The organism is Methylobacterium sp. TK31, from assembly GCF_055361545.1.
The window spans coordinates 3,113,156-3,129,288 of record NZ_CM143964.1 but is presented as its reverse complement, the minus strand read 5'-3'; the positions used below and the strand labels follow the sequence as shown (position 1 = coordinate 3,129,288).

Here is a 16,133-nt window from a genome sequence, read left to right as displayed (position 1 = left end):
GTGGCACCCGGGGAGGCGGCACCCGCGCAGCGCGGCCTGTTCGCCGGCCGCGAGTTCCAGGCCCGGCTGGTGTCGGCGATCCTGCTCGGCGCCGTCGTGCTGGCGGCCCTGGTCCTGGGCGGCTGGCCCTTCGCGGTGATCTGGCTCGCCGCCGGCATCGTCTTCGCGGCCGAGTGGATCGGCATGAGCGCGGTGCTGCCCCGGCGGGGCGTTCTAGCCCTCACGGCCGCCACCCTGGTCGGCCTCGTCCTCTGCCAGCACGGCGGCGCGGCGCCCGCGGCGACCCTGTCGGTCGGCGCCCTCGGCGCCCTCCTGGTGGCGGTGGCGGCGCGGGGCGGCCCCGGCCGGGTGCGCGCGCTCGCCGGGCTGGCGAGCTCGGCGGTGATCGCCCTGGTGCCGACGGCCCTGCGCGACGATCCCGGCATCGGTATCCTCGGCCCGGCCTGGATGTTCGCGGTGGTCTGGTCCACCGACATCGTCGCCTACTTCACCGGGCGCACTTTCGGCGGACCCAAGCTGATGCCGCGGGTCAGCCCGAAGAAGACCTGGTCGGGCGCCCTCGGCGGCCTCGCCGCCGGAACGCTCGCCGGCGTCGCCCTCGTGCTGGTGGCGCGGGACCACGGCTGGAGCGACCTCGCCACCACCTCGCTCGCGCTGGTCGCCCTCGTGAGCGCCACCGCCTCGATTCTGAGCCAGGGCGGCGACCTCGTCGAATCCGCCCTGAAGCGCCGCTACGGCGTCAAGGATTCCGGGCGCTCCATTCCCGGCCATGGCGGCGTCATGGATCGCCTCGACGGCTTCTTCGCCGTGGCCGTCCTGGCCGGCTTCTATCTCATCGCCCGCCGCTTCGTGGCGGCCTGAAGGACCCCTCCGTTGCTGACCGTCACCATCCTCGGCGCCACCGGCTCCATCGGCCAATCCACCATCGACCTGCTGCTCCAGCACCCCGACCGCTTCCGCATCGGCGGCCTCGTGGCGGGCCGCGACGTCGAGGCCATCGCCCGGCTCGCCGGCAACCTGCAGCCCGACTTCGTGGCCCTGGCCGACGAATCCGCCGGCCCCGCCCTGCGCGATGCGCTCGCCCATACCAACATCCGGAACGGGGCCGGCGAGGGCGCCGTCCTCGAAGCGGTCGCCCGCGAGGCCGACATCGTGGTCGCGGCGGTGAGCGGCGCCGCGGGCCTGCGCCCGACCCACGCGGCGCTCAAGCTCGGCCGCACCGTGGCGCTGGCCAACAAGGAGAGCCTGGTCTGCGCCGGCGACGCCTTCATGCGCGACGCCAAGCGCTACGGCGCCACCCTGCTGCCGGTGGATTCCGAGCACAACGCCCTGGCGCAGGCGCTGGGCGACGGACGCCTCGACGACGTTGCGAAGATGACGATCACGGCCTCCGGCGGTCCCTTCCGGACCTGGACCCGCGAGCGCATCGCCGCGGCCTCGCCCACGGAGGCCGCCGCCCATCCGACCTGGTCGATGGGCATGAAGATCAACATCGATTCGGCCTCCCTGATGAACAAGGGCCTGGAGCTGATCGAGGCGCACCACCTCTTCGCTCTGGAGCCGGAGCGCCTGGACGTCATCGTCCACCCGCAATCGATCGTGCACGGCCTCGTCTACTGGCGCGACGGCGCGGTGACGGCGGGGCTCGCCATGCCCGACATGCGGGTGCCGATCGCCCATTGCCTCGGCCTCGGCGAGCGCCTGACGATCGCGCGCGGGCGCCATCTCGACCTCGCCGCCGCCGGCAGCCTGACCTTCGAGGCCGCCGACGAGGCGCGCTTCCCCTGCCTGGCGATCGCCCGGGCGGCGCTCGCCGCCGGGGGGGCCGCCCCGACCGTGATGAACGCCGCCAACGAGATCGCGGTGGCGGCCTTCATCAAGGGGGCGATCGGCTTCTACGGCATCGCCGACCTGGTCGAGCGCGCCTGCGGGCATTTCGCCGGGCAGTACCGGGCCGCGCCCGAGGACGTCGACGAGGCCTTGGCCATCGACGCCGAGGTCCGCCGCTGGAGCAGCCAGGCGCTCGCGGCGGCCTGAGCCGTCTTCAAGGATGCCGTCGCGGCGGCCTGATCGTCGTCAGGCCTCCGGGCCGTAGCCCGCCAGGAACACGCGCACGGCCTCGCCGACATTGTGCTCAATCTCCGCCTGCGCGGCCCCGTCGCCGGCATTGAACAGCAGCCGGGTCAGCAATCCGGCCTGGCACATCTGCAGGAACTGGCGCGCGGCGAGGTTGGTGTCCGCCGGGCGCAGCCGCCCGGCCGCGACCTGCGCGTCGAGATAGGCGGCGAGACGGGTCGTCCCCTGCACCGGCCCGGCTTCGAAGAAGGCCTGGCCGAGGCGCGGGAACTTCTCGGAGGCGCCGATGACCATCCGGATCACCGTGACGTGCTCGGGCCGGATCATCTCGGCGAGGTAGCTGCGCCCCAGGCGCGCCAGCACGGCCCGCAGGTCGGGGTCGTCGGCGTCGAGCCGGAACAGCACCTCGGCGAGGCCGCGCTTCTCCGCGAGCGCCAGGTCCTCGAACAGGGCCTCCTTGCTGTCGAAGTAGACGTAGAGCGTTCCCTTGGAGACCCCCGCCGCCTTGGCGATCTCGCCCATGCTCGCGCCGTCGAAGCCCGCGGCCATGAAGACCGCGCGCGCGCCGTCGAGGATCTGGCGGCGCTTGTCGGTCTCCGGCGATGTGCGCTCGCGCGCATCGCGGGCGGCTTCTGCGGTCGCCATGGTCGTGATCCTCATTGACCGAACGGTTCGGTCATAATATCCCAGAGCCTCGCGAGGCGCCAGCGTTCGCAACCCGAAAAATGACCGAACGGTTCGGTCAATCGCTTTCGAAGGCGGGATCGACACCATGGAATCGATGCCATGAGCCTGCGTGAAGACGACGGCCTCCGAGCCGAGACGGCCCTGGTCGGCGACGGCGCGACGAGCGCCGCCTCTCCCCCGGCCGCGGCCGGGCCGGCTGCGCCGAAGACGCCCGTCGTGATCGCGGCGGCGCCGGCGGAGGCGCCGGCCAAGCCCCGGCGCACGCGCAAGTTCGTGCTGGCGACCCTGCTTCTCGCCGGCCTCGGCGGCGGCGCCTACAAGGCGCATGAGTGGTGGACCGTGGGACGCTTCTTCGTGAGCACCGACGATGCCTACGTGCAGGCCGACATCTCGGTGCTGGCCGCCAAGATCCCAGGCTACCTCGCGGCGGTGCCGGTCGTGAACGGGCAGACGATGCACAGGGGCGACGTGATCGCCCGCATCGACGACGGCGATTACCGGCTGGCCGCCCAGGCCGCGCACGACAAGCTGGTGACGCAGCAGGCTGCCATCGCCCGGATCGCCCGGCAGGTCGAGGCCGCCCAGGCGCAGATGCTCCAGGCCTCGGCCCAGATCGACGCCAATAAGGCCGACGCGGTGCGGGCTGCGGCCGATTACGCCCGGCAGCAGCAGCTCGAGAAGGTCGATTTCGTCGCCAAGGCGCGGATCGAGCAGGCGCGGGCCGACCGCGACCGCACCGATGCCGCCGTCAAGGGGGCGGAAGCCTCCCTCGTCGCCATGCGGGCGAATGTCGAGGTGCTGCGGGCGCAGGGCAAGGAAGCGGAGGGGCTGGCCGCCGAGCTGCGCACCGCCGAGGCCCGGGCCGAGCGCGATCTCGCCTTCACCACGATCCGGGCGCCCTTCGACGGCGTGGTCGGCAACAAGGCGGTGGAGGCCGGCGCCTACGTGTCGCCGGGCTCGCGCATCGCCGCCCTGGTGCCCCTGGAGAGCGTCCGCATCGACGCCAACTTCAAGGAGACGCAGGTCGAGCGCATGCATCCGGGCCAGCGCGTCCATATCGCGGTGGACGCCTATCCGGACCGCGACATCGTCGGCGAGGTCGAGTCGCTCTCGCCCGCCTCCGGCTCGGTCTTCAGCCTGCTGCCCCCCGACAACGCGACGGGCAACTTCACCAAGATCGTCCAGCGCCTGCCGGTGCGGGTGCACGTGCCCGCGGACGTCGCCCGCGAGGGCATCCTGCGCCCCGGTCTCTCCGTCACCGTCCGGGTCGACACCCGGGAGGGCGCGCAGGCGACCGCCGGCGAGGACCGCGTCCGCACGGCCGAACGGCGCTAGGCCCCCGGATGGCAGCCACCGCCGCCCTGGGACCCGCCGCGCCGGTCGCCGAGCCGCCGCTGGACCGCCGCCGGATGGTGGCGTTCGTCTGCATGGTGTTCGGGATGTTCATGGCGATCCTGGACATCCAGATCGTCTCGGCCTCCCTGGCCGGGATCCAGGCCGGCCTCTCGGCCTCGGGCGACGAGATCCCCTGGGTCCAGACCAGCTACCTCATCGCCGAGGTGATCTCGATCCCCCTCTCCGGCTTCCTCTCGCGGGTGGTCTCCACACGCTGGATGTTCGTGATCTCGGCCGGCGGCTTCACGCTGATGAGCCTGATGTGCGCCACCTCGACCTCGATCAACGAGATGATCGTCTGGCGGGCGGCGCAGGGCTTCATCGGCGGCGGCATGATCCCGACGGTCTTCGCCTCGGCCTTCACGATCTTTCCGCCCTCGAACCGCTCCATCGTCTCGCCGATGATCGGCCTCGTGGCGACCCTGGCGCCCACCATCGGGCCGACGGTGGGCGGCTACCTCACCGACTTGTTCGACTGGCACTGGTTGTTCCTCGTCAACGTCGTGCCGGGGATCTTCGTCACGGTGTCCACCTACCTGCTGGTCGATTTCGACGAGCCGAACCTCGCCCTGTTCAAGCGCTTCGACTGGTTCGGGCTGGTGTTCATGGCGCTGATGCTCGGCTGCCTCGAATACGTCCTGGAGGAGGGGCCGAACCACGACTGGCTCGCCGACGAGGCGGTCTTCGCCTGCGCGGTGATCTGCCTGACGGCCGGACCGGCCTTCTTCTGGCGCGCCTTCACGGCCGCCGAGCCGATCGTCGACCTGCGGGCCTTCTCCGACCGCAACTTCACCGCCGGCTGCATCTTCAGCTTCGTCCTCGGCATCGGCCTCTACGGGCTGACCTACCTCTACCCAGTCTATCTCGGGCGGGTGCGCGGCTACTCGGCCCTGCAGATCGGCGAGACGATGTTCGTTTCCGGGCTCTGCATGTTCGCCACCGCGCCGATCGCCGGGCGCTTCTCCGGCAAGGTCGATCCGCGCCTGATGATGGGGCTGGGGTTTCTCGGCTTCGCCACCGGCACCTGGATGGTCACCGGTCTGACCAAGGACTGGGATTTCTGGGAGCTGCTCGTGCCGCAGATCCTGCGCGGCTGCTCGCTGATGCTGTGCATGATCCCGATCAACAACATCGCGCTCGGCACCCTGCCGCCGGCCCGGATGAAGAACGCCTCCGGCCTCTACAACCTGACCCGCAACCTCGGCGGCGCCGTCGGCCTCGCCCTCATTAACACGGTGCTGAACGACCGCTGGGACCTGCACCTCGCGCGTCTGCACGAGCGCTTCACCTGGACGAACACCGCCGTCCTCGAGCGCCTGGAGATGACGCGCCGGCAGTTCGAGGTGCTCGGCGGCAACGCCGACGCCATGGCCCTGAAGGCGATGATGAACACCGTCAGGATGCAGGGGCTGGTGATGGGCTTCACCGACGTGTTCCTGGTGCTGACCTTCCTGTTCGTGGCTATGGCCTGCGCCGTGCCCTTCATCCGCCGGCCCCGCGCGGCGGCCGGCGCCGGCGGCGGACACTGACCGGCACAGGCCCCGGGCGCCGGCCCGGTTCTTTACCCTGTCCCCGGATTAGCGGGGACAGGGCCGCCCGATCATCCCCCTGCGACCGCAAAACCTGCGCGAAAGGTTTGCGTTCGCGTCCGACGCATCCGATCTGCTACAGCGGAACGACGGCCCCGGGGGAGGCCGGGAGGATCGACCAATGGACTTCCTGAACGCCATGGGCGGCACGGCGAGCGGTTTCTTCGGCGCCGTGATTCCCTTCCTGATCGTGCTGAGCATCGTCGTGTTCGTGCACGAGATGGGACATTTCCTGGTCGGCCGCTGGTGCGGGGTCGGCGTCCACGCCTTCTCCCTCGGCTTCGGGCCGGAACTGTTCGGCTTCAACGACCGCCACGGCACGCGCTGGAAGCTCTCGGCCATTCCCCTCGGCGGCTACGTCAAGTTCCACGGCGACGCCAACGGCGCTAGCGTCCCTGACCCGGAAGCGGTCGCGCGCATGACCCCGCAGGAGCGGGCGACGAGCTTCCCGACGCAATCCCTGCCCAAGCGCGCCGCCATCGTGGCCGCCGGGCCGATCGCCAACTTCATCCTCGCCATCGCGCTGTTCTCCGGCGCCATCTACTTCGGCGGCCGCTACGAGACGCCCGCCCGCGTCGAGGCGGTGATGCCCGACAGCGCCGCGGCGCGAGCCGGCTTCGAGCCCGGCGACGTGATCCGCGCCATCGGCGGGTCGCGGGTCGACAGCTTCACCGACATGCAGCGCACGGTCTCGGGCGCGGCCGGCTCCAGCCTGACCTTCACGATCGAGCGCGGCGGCGAGACCCGCGAGCTCGTGGCCGTTCCGGAGCGCAAGGAGGACGTGACGCCCTTCGGCCGCCACCGCTTCGGCCGGCTCGGCATCCAGGGGCCGAAGGCCACCGAGGCCAAGCTCGTGCATTACGGGCCGGTCCAGTCCCTGGGCCTCGGCACCTACGAGACCTACTTCGTGGTCGACCGGACCATCGACTACATCGGCAAGCTGGTCACCGGCCGGGAATCCCCCGACCAGCTCTCCGGCCCGATCGGCATCGCCCGGGTCTCTGGCGCCGTCGCGCAGAGTGGTGGCCTCGGCGGGCTGATCGGCCTGATCGCGCTGCTCTCGGTCTCGATCGGCCTCCTCAACCTCTTTCCTGTGCCCCTGCTCGATGGCGGACACCTGCTGTTCTACGCCTTCGAGGCGGTGCGCGGCCGGCCCCTGAGCGAGCGCGCCCAGGAGATCGGCTTCCGCATCGGCCTCGCGCTCGTGCTGTTCCTGATGCTGTTCGCCGCCTGGAACGACATCCTCAATCTCGGCGCCTCCTGGGGCGCGCGCGGCACCTGAGCGGGCGCCGGGATTTCCCGGCGCGGTCCCGCTTCGGGACACGCAAACGCCTCGATCTTAACCACAAACGACCGTGCACGCGGAACCTCCGGGTTTCGCGTGCAACCGTTTGTTGACCCTGTTCGACGATCGGCCTGGGGCGTTAAGTGACCGGAAGGCCACGTCTCCCCAAAATCCCCAGTGAGCGGGACCCCCCGGCGTTTGCTTAACGTGGGAATCCCGATAGAAGCTGAGCTTGGGACCAGGTGTCAGGACGCCCGGAAAACGGGCGCCTGGCTGCGGGTGCAAACTCGCGCTGAAGATATAAAGAGACGGGCGATTACATGATGTCGATGACGGGGAAGCGCCGGCGTAAGTCGGCGGAACAGACCATCGTCCTAGTCGCCGCGGCGGCCGCTGGCCTTGTTCTCGGTGGAACCGCTCAGGCGCAGCAGATCGTCGTCCAGGGTAACAAGCGTGTCGATGCCGACACCATCCGGTCCTACGTGACCGGCACCGCCTCCGGCTCGCCCGAGGAAGCCCGCCGCAACCTGCTGGCGAGCGGCATGTTCTCCGACGTGAAGGTTTCCCGCAGCGGCGCCAGCACCGTCGTCAGCGTCCGCGAGAACAACCTGATCAACCGGGTGGTCTTCGAGGGCAACAAGAAGATCGAGAAGGCCACCCTCGAGGGCGAGGTCGAGGCCAAGGCGCGCGGCGCCTTCAGCGAGGCCGTGATCCAGGCCGACATCCAGCGCATCAAGGAAGTCTACCGCCGCGCCGGCCGTGGCACGGCGAAGGTCACCTACCGCACGGTGGACCTTCCGAACGGCCGCCTCGACGTGATCTACGTTATCGAGGAAGGCGACAAGACCGGCATCAAGGCGATCAATTTCGTGGGCAACAACGCCTACTCGTCGTCGAAGCTGCGCGAGCTGATGTCCTCCTCGGAGATGAACTTCCTCAGCTTCATCAAGACCTCGGACGTCTACGATCCGGATCGCATTACCAACGACCTCGACATCGTCCGGCGCTACTACCTCAAGAACGGCTACGCCGATTTCCGCGTCGTGAACGCCGATGCCCGCTACGTCGAGGGCGAGGGCGATGCCGGCTGGGTCGTCACCGTCACGGTGGAGGAGGGCGAGCAGTACCGCGTCGGCGCGGTGGCGATCGACTCCCGCCTGCCGGGCCTCGACACCCAGACCCTCGACGGCGAGATCCGCTCCCAGGTCGGCGACGTCTACAACGCCGAGGACGTGGAGCGCACCCTCAACGGCGTGACCAATCAGGTCGGCCGCCAGGGCTACCCCTTCGCCCAGGTGCGCCCCACCGGCCAGCGCGACCGCGCCACCCACACGGTGGCCCTCGGATTCGTGGTCGAGGACGGCCCGCGCGTCTACGTCGAGCGCATCAACATCCGCGGCAACACCCGCACCCGCGACTACGTCATCCGCCGCGAGCTCGATATCACCGAGGGCGATGCCTACAATCGGGTGCTGACCGACCGGGCCGAGCGTCGCCTGAACGGCCTCGGCTTCTTCAAGAAGGTGCGCTTCTCCAACGAGCCGGGCTCCTCGGCCGACCGCGTGATCATCAACATCGACGTCGAGGATCAGCCCACGGGCTCGTTCTCGGTGGCGGGCGGTTACTCCACCCAGGACGGCATCATCGGCGAGGTCTCGATCTCGGAGTCGAACTTCCTCGGCCGCGGCCAGTATGTCCGCGTGGCGGGCACCGGCGGCCAGTACTCGCGCGGCTTCGACTTCTCGTTCACCGAGCCGTACTTCCTCGGCTATCGCCTTGCCGCCGGTTTCGACGCCTTCTACAAGTACAGCGACCAGACCCGCTACTCGCGCTATGAGACCACGGTCTATGGCGGCCAGCTCCGCGTCGGCCTGCCGATCACCGAAGAGTTCGGCATCACGATGCGGTACTCGCTCTACAACACCGAGCTGAGGGTCCCGAACACGGTCAAGCGGCCGTACAACGACTGTTCGAACCCGATCGTCGGTTATACGACCCTCACGACGGGTGGACTGGCGACCGGTGCGCCGGGTGAGCAGGCGGCTTATCCCGCCTGTGCCCTCGACGGCGAAGCCTCGATCGCGCTCAAGGGCTCGCAGGGCAACACGCTGACCTCGCTCGCCGGCCTGACGCTCGCCTACTCGACCCTCGACAACCTGGGCTCGCCCCGCAACGGTCTCTATGCCGAGCTGAAGCCCGACGTCGCGGGCCTGGGCGGCGACTCGAAGTTCTTCCGCGTGACCGGCGATGCCCGGTACTACAAGGAACTCTACGAGGACGTGGTCGGCTTCGTCCGATTCCAGGGTGGTCACATCACGGCCCTGAACGACCAGCCGCTGCGCATCACCGACCAGTTCTTCCTCGGACCGTCGCTGGTCCGCGGCTTCGCGCCCAACGGCATCGGCCCGCGCGACGTCGGCATCAGCGACAGCCGCTCCAACGCTATCGGCGGCTCGACCTACTTCGGTGGTACCGTCGAAGTTCAGTTCCCGCTCCCCGGCGTGCCGCGGGATCTGGGCCTGAAGGGCGCGGTGTTCGCCGATGCCGGTACGCTGTTCGGCTATAACGGCCGCACGCAGTTCAACGTGAACGGCGACGCCTTCATCAACGGTATCGCGCCGGGCGGCGCCTGTAACTTCAACCAGAACACCATCGGCGTCGAACCCGAGTGCGTGAACGTGCGCGACAAGATGACGATCCGGTCCTCGGTCGGTGCATCGATCCTGTGGAACTCGCCGCTGGGCCCGATCCGCTTCGACTACGCCTACGCCCTCTCGAAGGATGAAGGCGTCAAGGCCTACGACGCCACCGGCAATTACCTCGGCCGCGTCGGCAAGGACCAGCTGCAGGCCTTCCGGTTCTCCGGCGGCTCGCGGTTCTGACCCGGAGCGCTGCCTCCTTTCGGGGAGGCAGCGCGTTGTGACGGCATGTCAGATCCGATCTTCTTCTCCGCGACCACCACCCTCAGCCTCGGCGCCATCGCCGAGGCTGCTGGCGTTTCGCTCCCCGAGGGTGCGGACCCGGACGGCGTGATCTCCGGCGCCGCGCCGCTGGAATCCGCCACGCCGGACGACGTCGCCTACATGGACAATGCCCGCTACGGCGATGCGCTCGCCGCGACGCGGGCCGGGCTCTGCCTGGTCTCGCCGCGCTTCGCCTTGCGCGTCCCGTCCACCACCGTGGCCCTCGTCCTGCGCGATCCCTACCGGACCTATGCGGGACTCCTCGCCCGCCTCCACCCGGAGGCGATGCGCCCGGGCTCGCTGTTCGGGGCGGCCGGCGTCGCCCCGGGGGCGCATATCCATCCCGAGGCCCGTCTCGAGCCGGGCGTGCAGGTCGATCCCGGGGCCGTCATCGGCCCCGGCGCGGAGATCGGTTCGGGCACGGTCATCGGTCCGAATGCCAGCATCGGCCCGCGGGTCCGGGTCGGGCGCGACTGCTCCATCGGCGCGGGCGCAACCCTGACCCATGCCCTCCTCGGCAACCGCGTCATTGTCCACCCGGGCGCGCGCCTCGGCCAGGACGGCTTCGGCTTCGCCATGGGTCCCGGCGGCCACCTGAAGGTGCCGCAGATCGGCCGCGTCATCGTCCAGGACGATGTCGAGATCGGCGCCAACACCACGATCGATCGGGGCGCCAGCCGCGACACGGTGATCGGCGAGGGGACCAAGATCGACAACCTCGTGCAGATCGCCCACAACGTCGTCATCGGGCGCCACTGCGTCATCGTCTCGGGGGTCGGGATCTCCGGCTCGACCACCCTGGAGGATTACGTCGTCCTCGGCGGACAGGTCGGCGTCGTCGGCCACCTGCGCATTGGCATGGGCTCGCAGATCGCCGGCTCGTCGAACGTGAACCGCGACGTGCCGCCGGGCAGCCGCTGGGGCGGAACGCCGGCCAAGCCCGTCCGGGCCTGGTTCCGCGAGTTGACGACCCTCGCCCGCCTCGCCGAGCGCTCCACGGGCCCCGACGAGCCGAAGGCCTGAGCCTCAGCGGCGCGGGCATCGACCCTCAGGGTGGAGGTACGCGCCCGTGAACCCCGCCAGGGCCTTCAGCCGGTCGGGATCGCGGACGATCAGCTTCCCGTCGGCCTGGTTGAGGAGGCCGCGGCCATCGAGGTCATGGATCACCCGGGTCACGTGAACGACGGGAAAGCCCGTCGCCTCCGCGAGGTCGGTGTGCCTCAGCGGCAGCGGAGGCCCCGCCGCGCCGACGAGGCCGACCGCCTTGGACCGTTCCTGCAACTCGCACAACAGATGCGCGATCCGCTCCAGCGGGCCGCGCGACCCGAGCCCGATCAGCCACTCCCGCAGGGTCGCCTCGTTCACCTGAGCGGTCATGCGCAGGGCGGCCGCGATGCCGGGATGGTTCCGGGTGAGGTCCAGCACGGTCGGGCGGTCCAGCCGTACGACCCGTCCCTCCGTGAGACTCATGATGGTTTCATCCGGGCCCATGGGCGCGACGTCGAGATCGCAGGAATCGCCCGGGAGCAGGTAGGCGGTACTCTGGCGCCGGTCCGGGCCGAGCCGGCGCGTGCGGCACGCCAAGCCCTCCATCATCAGGACGATCCCGCCGGGACGGTCGTCCGCGCGGAGGAGGTCGGTCCGGGCCGGCACGGTGACCGCGTCCTCGGTGAGGTGGTGCAGGTCATCGCGCTCGGCGGCCGTGAGCGGAACGAAGCCCTGCAGCTTGCGGATGACCGGATTTGCCGCCTCCGCCTCCACGGACCGGCGCACGCGGCGCGCGGGCCTCGCGGCGGATCGGCCCGGGGCAGCACCGGGGGCCTCGAGCGCCAGGACGAGCAGCCCGGCCAACTGCTCCAGGATACGGGCATCCTCGCGATCGAACCGGGCGGTGACGTCATGGTGCAGGGCCCACAGCACGCCGAGGCCGTGCCCGGCCCCGTCGCGCAGGGGCGTGAACAGACCCTCCAGCGGGGGAGCGTCGGCGTCCTCGAAGAGGCCGGCGAAGGGACGGCTCACGAGAAGCGTGGCGTTCGCGTCGCGGCATCGGCGGGTCGCATCGCGATCCTCCAGGAGGCGAAGGCCGGCCCAGTCGGCCAAGGGACCGGTCGAGGGACCGGTCGAGGGACCGGCGACCAGACCGGCCACCCGGCTCCAGACCAGGGCGTCCGAGCCGGGCTCGACGAGGCTGAAGCCGCCCGAGCCGCATCCACAGAGCCGGATTGCGACCTCGAGGATCGTTCGGCCGGCCGCGTCCGGATCGGACACCAGGCGCGGCGCGATCTCGCCGATGGCCGCCGACAGGGCCGCGACGTCCAGCGGCCTGGCCGGCCGGTCGGCGAGGCCGTCCGAGATCACGGCATCTCCGGGGCGGAGAGCCTGAACGTTGTTGCTCATCGGAAATCCGCTCAGTCCTGATGTCACGGTCTCGCCGCGCGCGAGCCGATCCTTGTCGGGCGAAACCATCAGGTCTTGTTCTCGTAGAGGAAGCGCATCGGATGCGGGCCGTTGCTGCGTCGATCGATTTGGTTTCTCAGGCACTCGGCACAGACGTCAAGATCGACGAAACTCTACTGCGGCGATAGCCTCTGATCGACGACGACAACGTGGCGATCGGTCGCTCCGAAGTGAGCCCCGGGACGGGGCCGGGCCGGAGCTTTCGCGCCCGAGGGCTTGCATCCGCCGGGCTTCTGCCGAATGAAGGCGCATCCTCCAGGTCTGGCGGCGAACGGGAATGAGGCGGGGCGGCGGGGGCGCCGACGCGCAGTAGGGTAATGCAAGCGATGAACGACATGCCGCGTGAACTCGGCTCGGCTGATATCCAGAAGGTTCTGGAACTGCTGCCGCACCGCTATCCCTTCCTGATGATCGACCGGATCGTCGAGATCGACCGCGACCAGAGCTGTGTCGGGATCAAGAACGTCACGATCAACGAGCCGCAATTCACCGGGCACTTCCCCGGCCTGCCGGTCTTTCCCGGCGTGCTGTTGATCGAGGGCATGGCCCAGACCGCCGGCGCCATCTGCTGCCGCCACATCATGAGCGACGACCTGCGCACCAAGCAGGTGTTCTTCATGACCATCGACAAGTGCAAGTTCCGCAAGCCCGTCGTGCCGGGCGATACGGTCCGCTACCACATGACCAAGATGAATCACCGCCGCACCATGTGGTGGTTCCGCGGTGAGGCGCGGGTCGACGGCGCTCTGGTCGCCGAAGCCGAGATCGGCGCGATGCTGGTGACCGAGTGAGCACCGACGTGCAGATTCACCCCAGCGCGGTGATCGAGGACGGTGCGACCCTGGGCGAGGGCGTCCGGGTCGGTCCGTTCTGCCATGTCGGCCCGGCCGTGACCCTCGGGGCGGGCTGCGAGTTGGTCAGCCACGTGGTGGTGGCGGGCCGGACCACGATCGGTCCCCGGACCCGGCTCTACCCCTTCGCCTCCATCGGTCACCCGCCGCAGGACCTGAAGTTCAGGGGCGAGGCCTCGACCCTGACGATCGGGGCCGATTGCCTGATCCGCGAGGGCGTGACCATGAATCCGGGCACGGCCGGGGGCGGGCTCGAGACCACGGTGGGCGACAACTGTACCTTCCTGGCGAACAGCCATGTCGGCCACGATTGCCGGGTCGGCGACGGGGTGGTGTTCTCCAACAACGTCATGCTGGCGGGTCATTGCAGCGTCGGCGACTACGCGATCCTCGGCGGCGGAGCGGCCGTGATCCAGTTCGCGCGGGTCGGCGCCCACGCCTTCGTCGGCGGCCTGTCCGGCCTGGAGAACGACTGCATCCCCTACGGGATGGCGCTGGGCAACCGGGCCTACCTGTCGGGCCTGAACATCATCGGGCTGCAGCGGCGGGGCTTCGCCCGCGAGGACATCCACACCCTGCGCCGGGCCTATCGCCTGCTCTTCGCCAACGAGGGCACGCTGATGGAGCGCCTGGAGGACGTCGCCGCCGAGTTCGAGTCCCATCGGGCCGTGGCCGAGATCGTCGCCTTCATCCGCGCCGGCGGCAAGCGTTCGCTCTGCACCCCGCGCGAGACGCCGAGCGCGGCTTGAGCGCGAACCCGGCGCCGGCCGCGCGCATCGCCTCCGCACCGGCGGCGCTGGTCCTGGTGGCGGGCGCCGGCCGCCTGCCCGAGCTCGTGGCCGCCTCGCTCGACCGGGCGGGGCGCTCGTTCCGCGTCCTGGCGATCCGCGGCTTCGCCGAGCGGGCGATGCGGGCCCGCGCCGAGGCCACCGTCGACCTCCTCGACATCGCCGGCATCCTGGCGATCCTCAAGGCTTGGGGGCCGGTCAGCGTGGTGCCGGCCGGCGGCGTCTCCCGGCCGAACCCGGCCGCGATCCTCAATGCCGCCGCGGCCCTGCGCAACCGCAACGCCCTCAAGGCGATCTCGGGCGGGGGCGACGACCGGCTCCTGCGCGGGGCGCTCGCGCTCCTGGAGGAGCAGGGGCACGGCGTGGTCGGCGTCCACGAGGTGGCGCCGGATCTCCTCAGTCCCGAGGGCGTGCTCGGCCGGCACGCGCCCGACGCCGCCGCGCGCGACTCCATCGCGGGCGGCCGCGCCCTGCTGGAGGCCCTGTCCCGCTACGATGTCGGCCAGGCCGCGGTCATGGTCGGGCAGCGCGCCCTGGCGGTCGAGGGGCCGGAGGGAACCGACCGGATGCTGGCGCGGGCGCGGATGCTCGGCCGCCGGCCCTTCGGCTACGGCAGCGCGCAGGCCGGAACCGTGCTGGTGAAATGCGCCAAGATCGGCCAGGACCTACGCGTCGACCTGCCGGCGATCGGCCCGCGGACGGTCGCCAACGCGGCGGCGGCGGGGTGCGCCGGCCTCGCGATCCAGGCGGGCTTCACCCTGATCATCGACCGTCCGGCCACCATCGCGGCCGCGGACCGGGCCGGCCTGTTCCTCCTCGGCCTGGGGTCCGAGTCGGGCGGTCCGGCGGCCAGAACGGGATCGGATTCATGAGCGAACCGCAGGGCGCGCGGGTGATCTGGCTGGTGGCGGGCGAGGATTCGGGGGATCAGCTCGGGGCCAAGCTGATGCGCGGCCTGCGCGACCTCTCCGACCGGCCGATCCGCTTCGGCGGCGTCGGCGGCGAGGCCATGGCGGCGGAGGGCTTCGCCTCGCTGTTCCCCATCGATGACGTGGCGGTGATGGGCTACCTGCCGGTGGCCGCCCGCCTGCGCACCCTGCTGCGTCGCATCCGCCAGACCGTGCGCGATGTCGTCGAGGCCCGGCCGGACGTCCTCGTCATCATCGACAGTCCCGGCTTCACCCACGCGGTCGCCTCGCGGGTGCGCAAGCGGATGCCGGACCTGCCCATCGTCGACTATGTCTCGCCCAGCGTCTGGGCCTGGCGCCCGTGGCGGGCGGCGAAGATGCGCCCCTTCATCGATCACGTCCTCGCCTTGCTGCCCTTCGAGCCCGAGGCGCACCGGCGCCTGAACGGCCCTGCCTGCACCTATGTCGGCCACCCCCTGATCGAGCGGCTGGCGGATCTGCGCCCCGGCGCCTCCGAGGCCGAGGCCCGCATGGCGGGGCACCCGGTGCTGGCGATCCTGCCGGGGTCCCGCCGCTCCGAGATCGAGCGCCTGATGCCGGTCTTCGGCGCCGCCCTGGCGCGGCTCACGGCGCGCTTCGGGCCGATCGAGGCGGTGCTGCCGGCTGTGACCCGGCACAGGGCGCTGATCGAGCGCCTGGCGCTGGCCTGGGACGTACCGGTCACCCTCGTCCACGGCGAGGCGGCCAAGCACGCCACCTTCCGCCGGGCGCGGGCGGCGCTCGCGGCCTCCGGCACCGTCACGCTGGAACTGGCGCTGGCCGGCGTGCCGATGGTGGTCGCCTACAAGGTCTCGCGGATCGAGGAAGCGGTGGCGCGCCGCCTGATCCAGGTGCCCACGATCGTGCTGCCGAACCTGATCCTCGGCCAGAACGCCATGCCGGAGTTCATCCAGGCGGAGTGCACCGCGCCGCGCCTGGCCGATGCCGTCGCACCGCTGCTGGCCGGGGAGCCGGCGCGGGCGGCACAGGTCGAGGCGCTCGCCCGCATCGACAGCCTGATGCGCCTGCCCGACGACGAGCCCCCGAGCCGGAGCGCCGCCCGCATCGTGCTGGCCGCCCGCCGGGCGGCCTGAC

At 70.7% G+C, this 16,133-nt stretch carries 13 protein-coding genes; 11 read left to right on the top strand and 2 right to left on the bottom strand.

Annotation, left to right across the window (positions count from 1 at the left end; genetic code table 11):
- On the top strand, positions 1 to 861 hold the full coding sequence (locus ACXJY8_RS14495; protein ID WP_463770021.1) for a phosphatidate cytidylyltransferase: 861 nt from the start codon (positions 1 to 3) through the stop codon (positions 859 to 861).
- Between the two features lie 12 nt (positions 862 to 873).
- Complete coding sequence (gene dxr, locus ACXJY8_RS14490; protein WP_463770019.1) at positions 874 to 2,037, top strand: 1-deoxy-D-xylulose-5-phosphate reductoisomerase; 1,164 nt, start codon at positions 874 to 876, stop codon at positions 2,035 to 2,037.
- 39 nt (positions 2,038 to 2,076) lie between these two features.
- Here the strand turns inward: dxr and ACXJY8_RS14485 are convergent, their stop codons facing one another.
- Complete coding sequence (locus tag ACXJY8_RS14485; protein WP_463770017.1) at positions 2,077 to 2,721, bottom strand: TetR/AcrR family transcriptional regulator; 645 nt, start codon at positions 2,719 to 2,721, stop codon at positions 2,077 to 2,079.
- A gap of 141 nt (positions 2,722 to 2,862) precedes the next feature.
- On the opposite strand from ACXJY8_RS14485, the gene ACXJY8_RS14480 reads away from it, so the two are divergent.
- From ACXJY8_RS14480 to lpxD, 5 genes are all read left to right on the top strand, one after another.
- Positions 2,863 to 4,098 (top strand): HlyD family secretion protein, encoded by a 1,236-nt coding sequence (locus ACXJY8_RS14480; protein ID WP_463770015.1) that lies wholly within the window; start codon positions 2,863 to 2,865, stop codon positions 4,096 to 4,098.
- A gap of 8 nt (positions 4,099 to 4,106) precedes the next feature.
- Positions 4,107 to 5,687, top strand: coding sequence for a DHA2 family efflux MFS transporter permease subunit (locus ACXJY8_RS14475; protein ID WP_463770013.1), 1,581 nt, complete (start codon positions 4,107 to 4,109; stop codon positions 5,685 to 5,687).
- A gap of 181 nt (positions 5,688 to 5,868) precedes the next feature.
- Entirely contained in the window at positions 5,869 to 7,029 is a 1,161-nt protein-coding gene (gene rseP, locus ACXJY8_RS14470; protein WP_463770011.1) for an RIP metalloprotease RseP, read from the top strand.
- 323 nt (positions 7,030 to 7,352) lie between these two features.
- Positions 7,353 to 9,914, top strand: coding sequence for an outer membrane protein assembly factor BamA (gene bamA, locus ACXJY8_RS14465; protein ID WP_463770009.1), 2,562 nt, complete (start codon positions 7,353 to 7,355; stop codon positions 9,912 to 9,914).
- 45 nt (positions 9,915 to 9,959) lie between these two features.
- Positions 9,960 to 11,018: a UDP-3-O-(3-hydroxymyristoyl)glucosamine N-acyltransferase gene (gene lpxD / locus ACXJY8_RS14460; RefSeq protein WP_463770007.1), complete on the top strand. Its 1,059-nt coding sequence runs from the start codon at positions 9,960 to 9,962 to the stop codon at positions 11,016 to 11,018.
- 3 nt (positions 11,019 to 11,021) lie between these two features.
- Here lpxD and ACXJY8_RS14455 read toward each other — a convergent pair whose 3' ends face one another.
- The gene (locus ACXJY8_RS14455) at positions 11,022 to 12,392 is read right to left on the bottom strand and encodes a helix-turn-helix domain-containing protein (protein ID WP_463770005.1); all 1,371 of its coding nucleotides are present in this window, start codon (positions 12,390 to 12,392) and stop codon (positions 11,022 to 11,024) included.
- Positions 12,393 to 12,787: 395 nt separating this feature from the next.
- Here ACXJY8_RS14455 and fabZ point away from each other — a divergent pair, with 395 nt between their 5' ends.
- Genes fabZ through lpxB form a run of 4 tightly spaced genes read left to right on the top strand, consistent with a single transcriptional unit; the run spans position 12,788 to position 16,132 of the window.
- Positions 12,788 to 13,243 carry a 3-hydroxyacyl-ACP dehydratase FabZ gene (fabZ, locus tag ACXJY8_RS14450; RefSeq protein WP_463780649.1) on the top strand — a complete coding sequence of 152 codons (456 nt, stop codon included), beginning with the start codon at positions 12,788 to 12,790 and terminating at the stop codon, positions 13,241 to 13,243.
- 8 nt (positions 13,244 to 13,251) lie between these two features.
- Positions 13,252 to 14,052 (top strand): acyl-ACP--UDP-N-acetylglucosamine O-acyltransferase, encoded by an 801-nt coding sequence (gene lpxA, locus ACXJY8_RS14445; protein ID WP_463770003.1) that lies wholly within the window; start codon positions 13,252 to 13,254, stop codon positions 14,050 to 14,052.
- Positions 14,049 to 14,963: an LpxI family protein gene (locus tag ACXJY8_RS14440; RefSeq protein WP_463770002.1), complete on the top strand. Its 915-nt coding sequence runs from the start codon at positions 14,049 to 14,051 to the stop codon at positions 14,961 to 14,963. Before lpxA ends, ACXJY8_RS14440 begins: the two co-directional genes overlap by 4 nt.
- Positions 14,960 to 16,132, top strand: coding sequence for a lipid-A-disaccharide synthase (lpxB, locus tag ACXJY8_RS14435; RefSeq protein WP_463770000.1), 1,173 nt, complete (start codon positions 14,960 to 14,962; stop codon positions 16,130 to 16,132). The genes ACXJY8_RS14440 and lpxB overlap by 4 nt, the downstream gene beginning before the upstream one ends.
- Position 16,133: the final 1 nt, after the last annotated feature.

Excerpts from the sequence above, each read along its gene's own strand:
- ACXJY8_RS14485 (WP_463770017.1), bottom strand. The coding sequence starts at position 2,721 with ATGGCGACCGCAGAAGCCGCCCGCGATGCGCGCGAGCGCACATCGCCG.
- ACXJY8_RS14480 (WP_463770015.1), top strand. The coding sequence starts at position 2,863 with ATGAGCCTGCGTGAAGACGACGGCCTCCGAGCCGAGACGGCCCTGGTC.
- ACXJY8_RS14475 (WP_463770013.1), top strand. The coding sequence starts at position 4,107 with ATGGCAGCCACCGCCGCCCTGGGACCCGCCGCGCCGGTCGCCGAGCCG.
- rseP (WP_463770011.1), top strand. The coding sequence starts at position 5,869 with ATGGACTTCCTGAACGCCATGGGCGGCACGGCGAGCGGTTTCTTCGGC.
- bamA (WP_463770009.1), top strand. The coding sequence starts at position 7,353 with ATGATGTCGATGACGGGGAAGCGCCGGCGTAAGTCGGCGGAACAGACC.
- lpxD (WP_463770007.1), top strand. The coding sequence starts at position 9,960 with ATGTCAGATCCGATCTTCTTCTCCGCGACCACCACCCTCAGCCTCGGC.
- ACXJY8_RS14455 (WP_463770005.1), bottom strand. The coding sequence starts at position 12,392 with ATGAGCAACAACGTTCAGGCTCTCCGCCCCGGAGATGCCGTGATCTCG.
- fabZ (WP_463780649.1), top strand. The coding sequence starts at position 12,788 with ATGCCGCGTGAACTCGGCTCGGCTGATATCCAGAAGGTTCTGGAACTG.
- lpxB (WP_463770000.1), top strand. The coding sequence starts at position 14,960 with ATGAGCGAACCGCAGGGCGCGCGGGTGATCTGGCTGGTGGCGGGCGAG.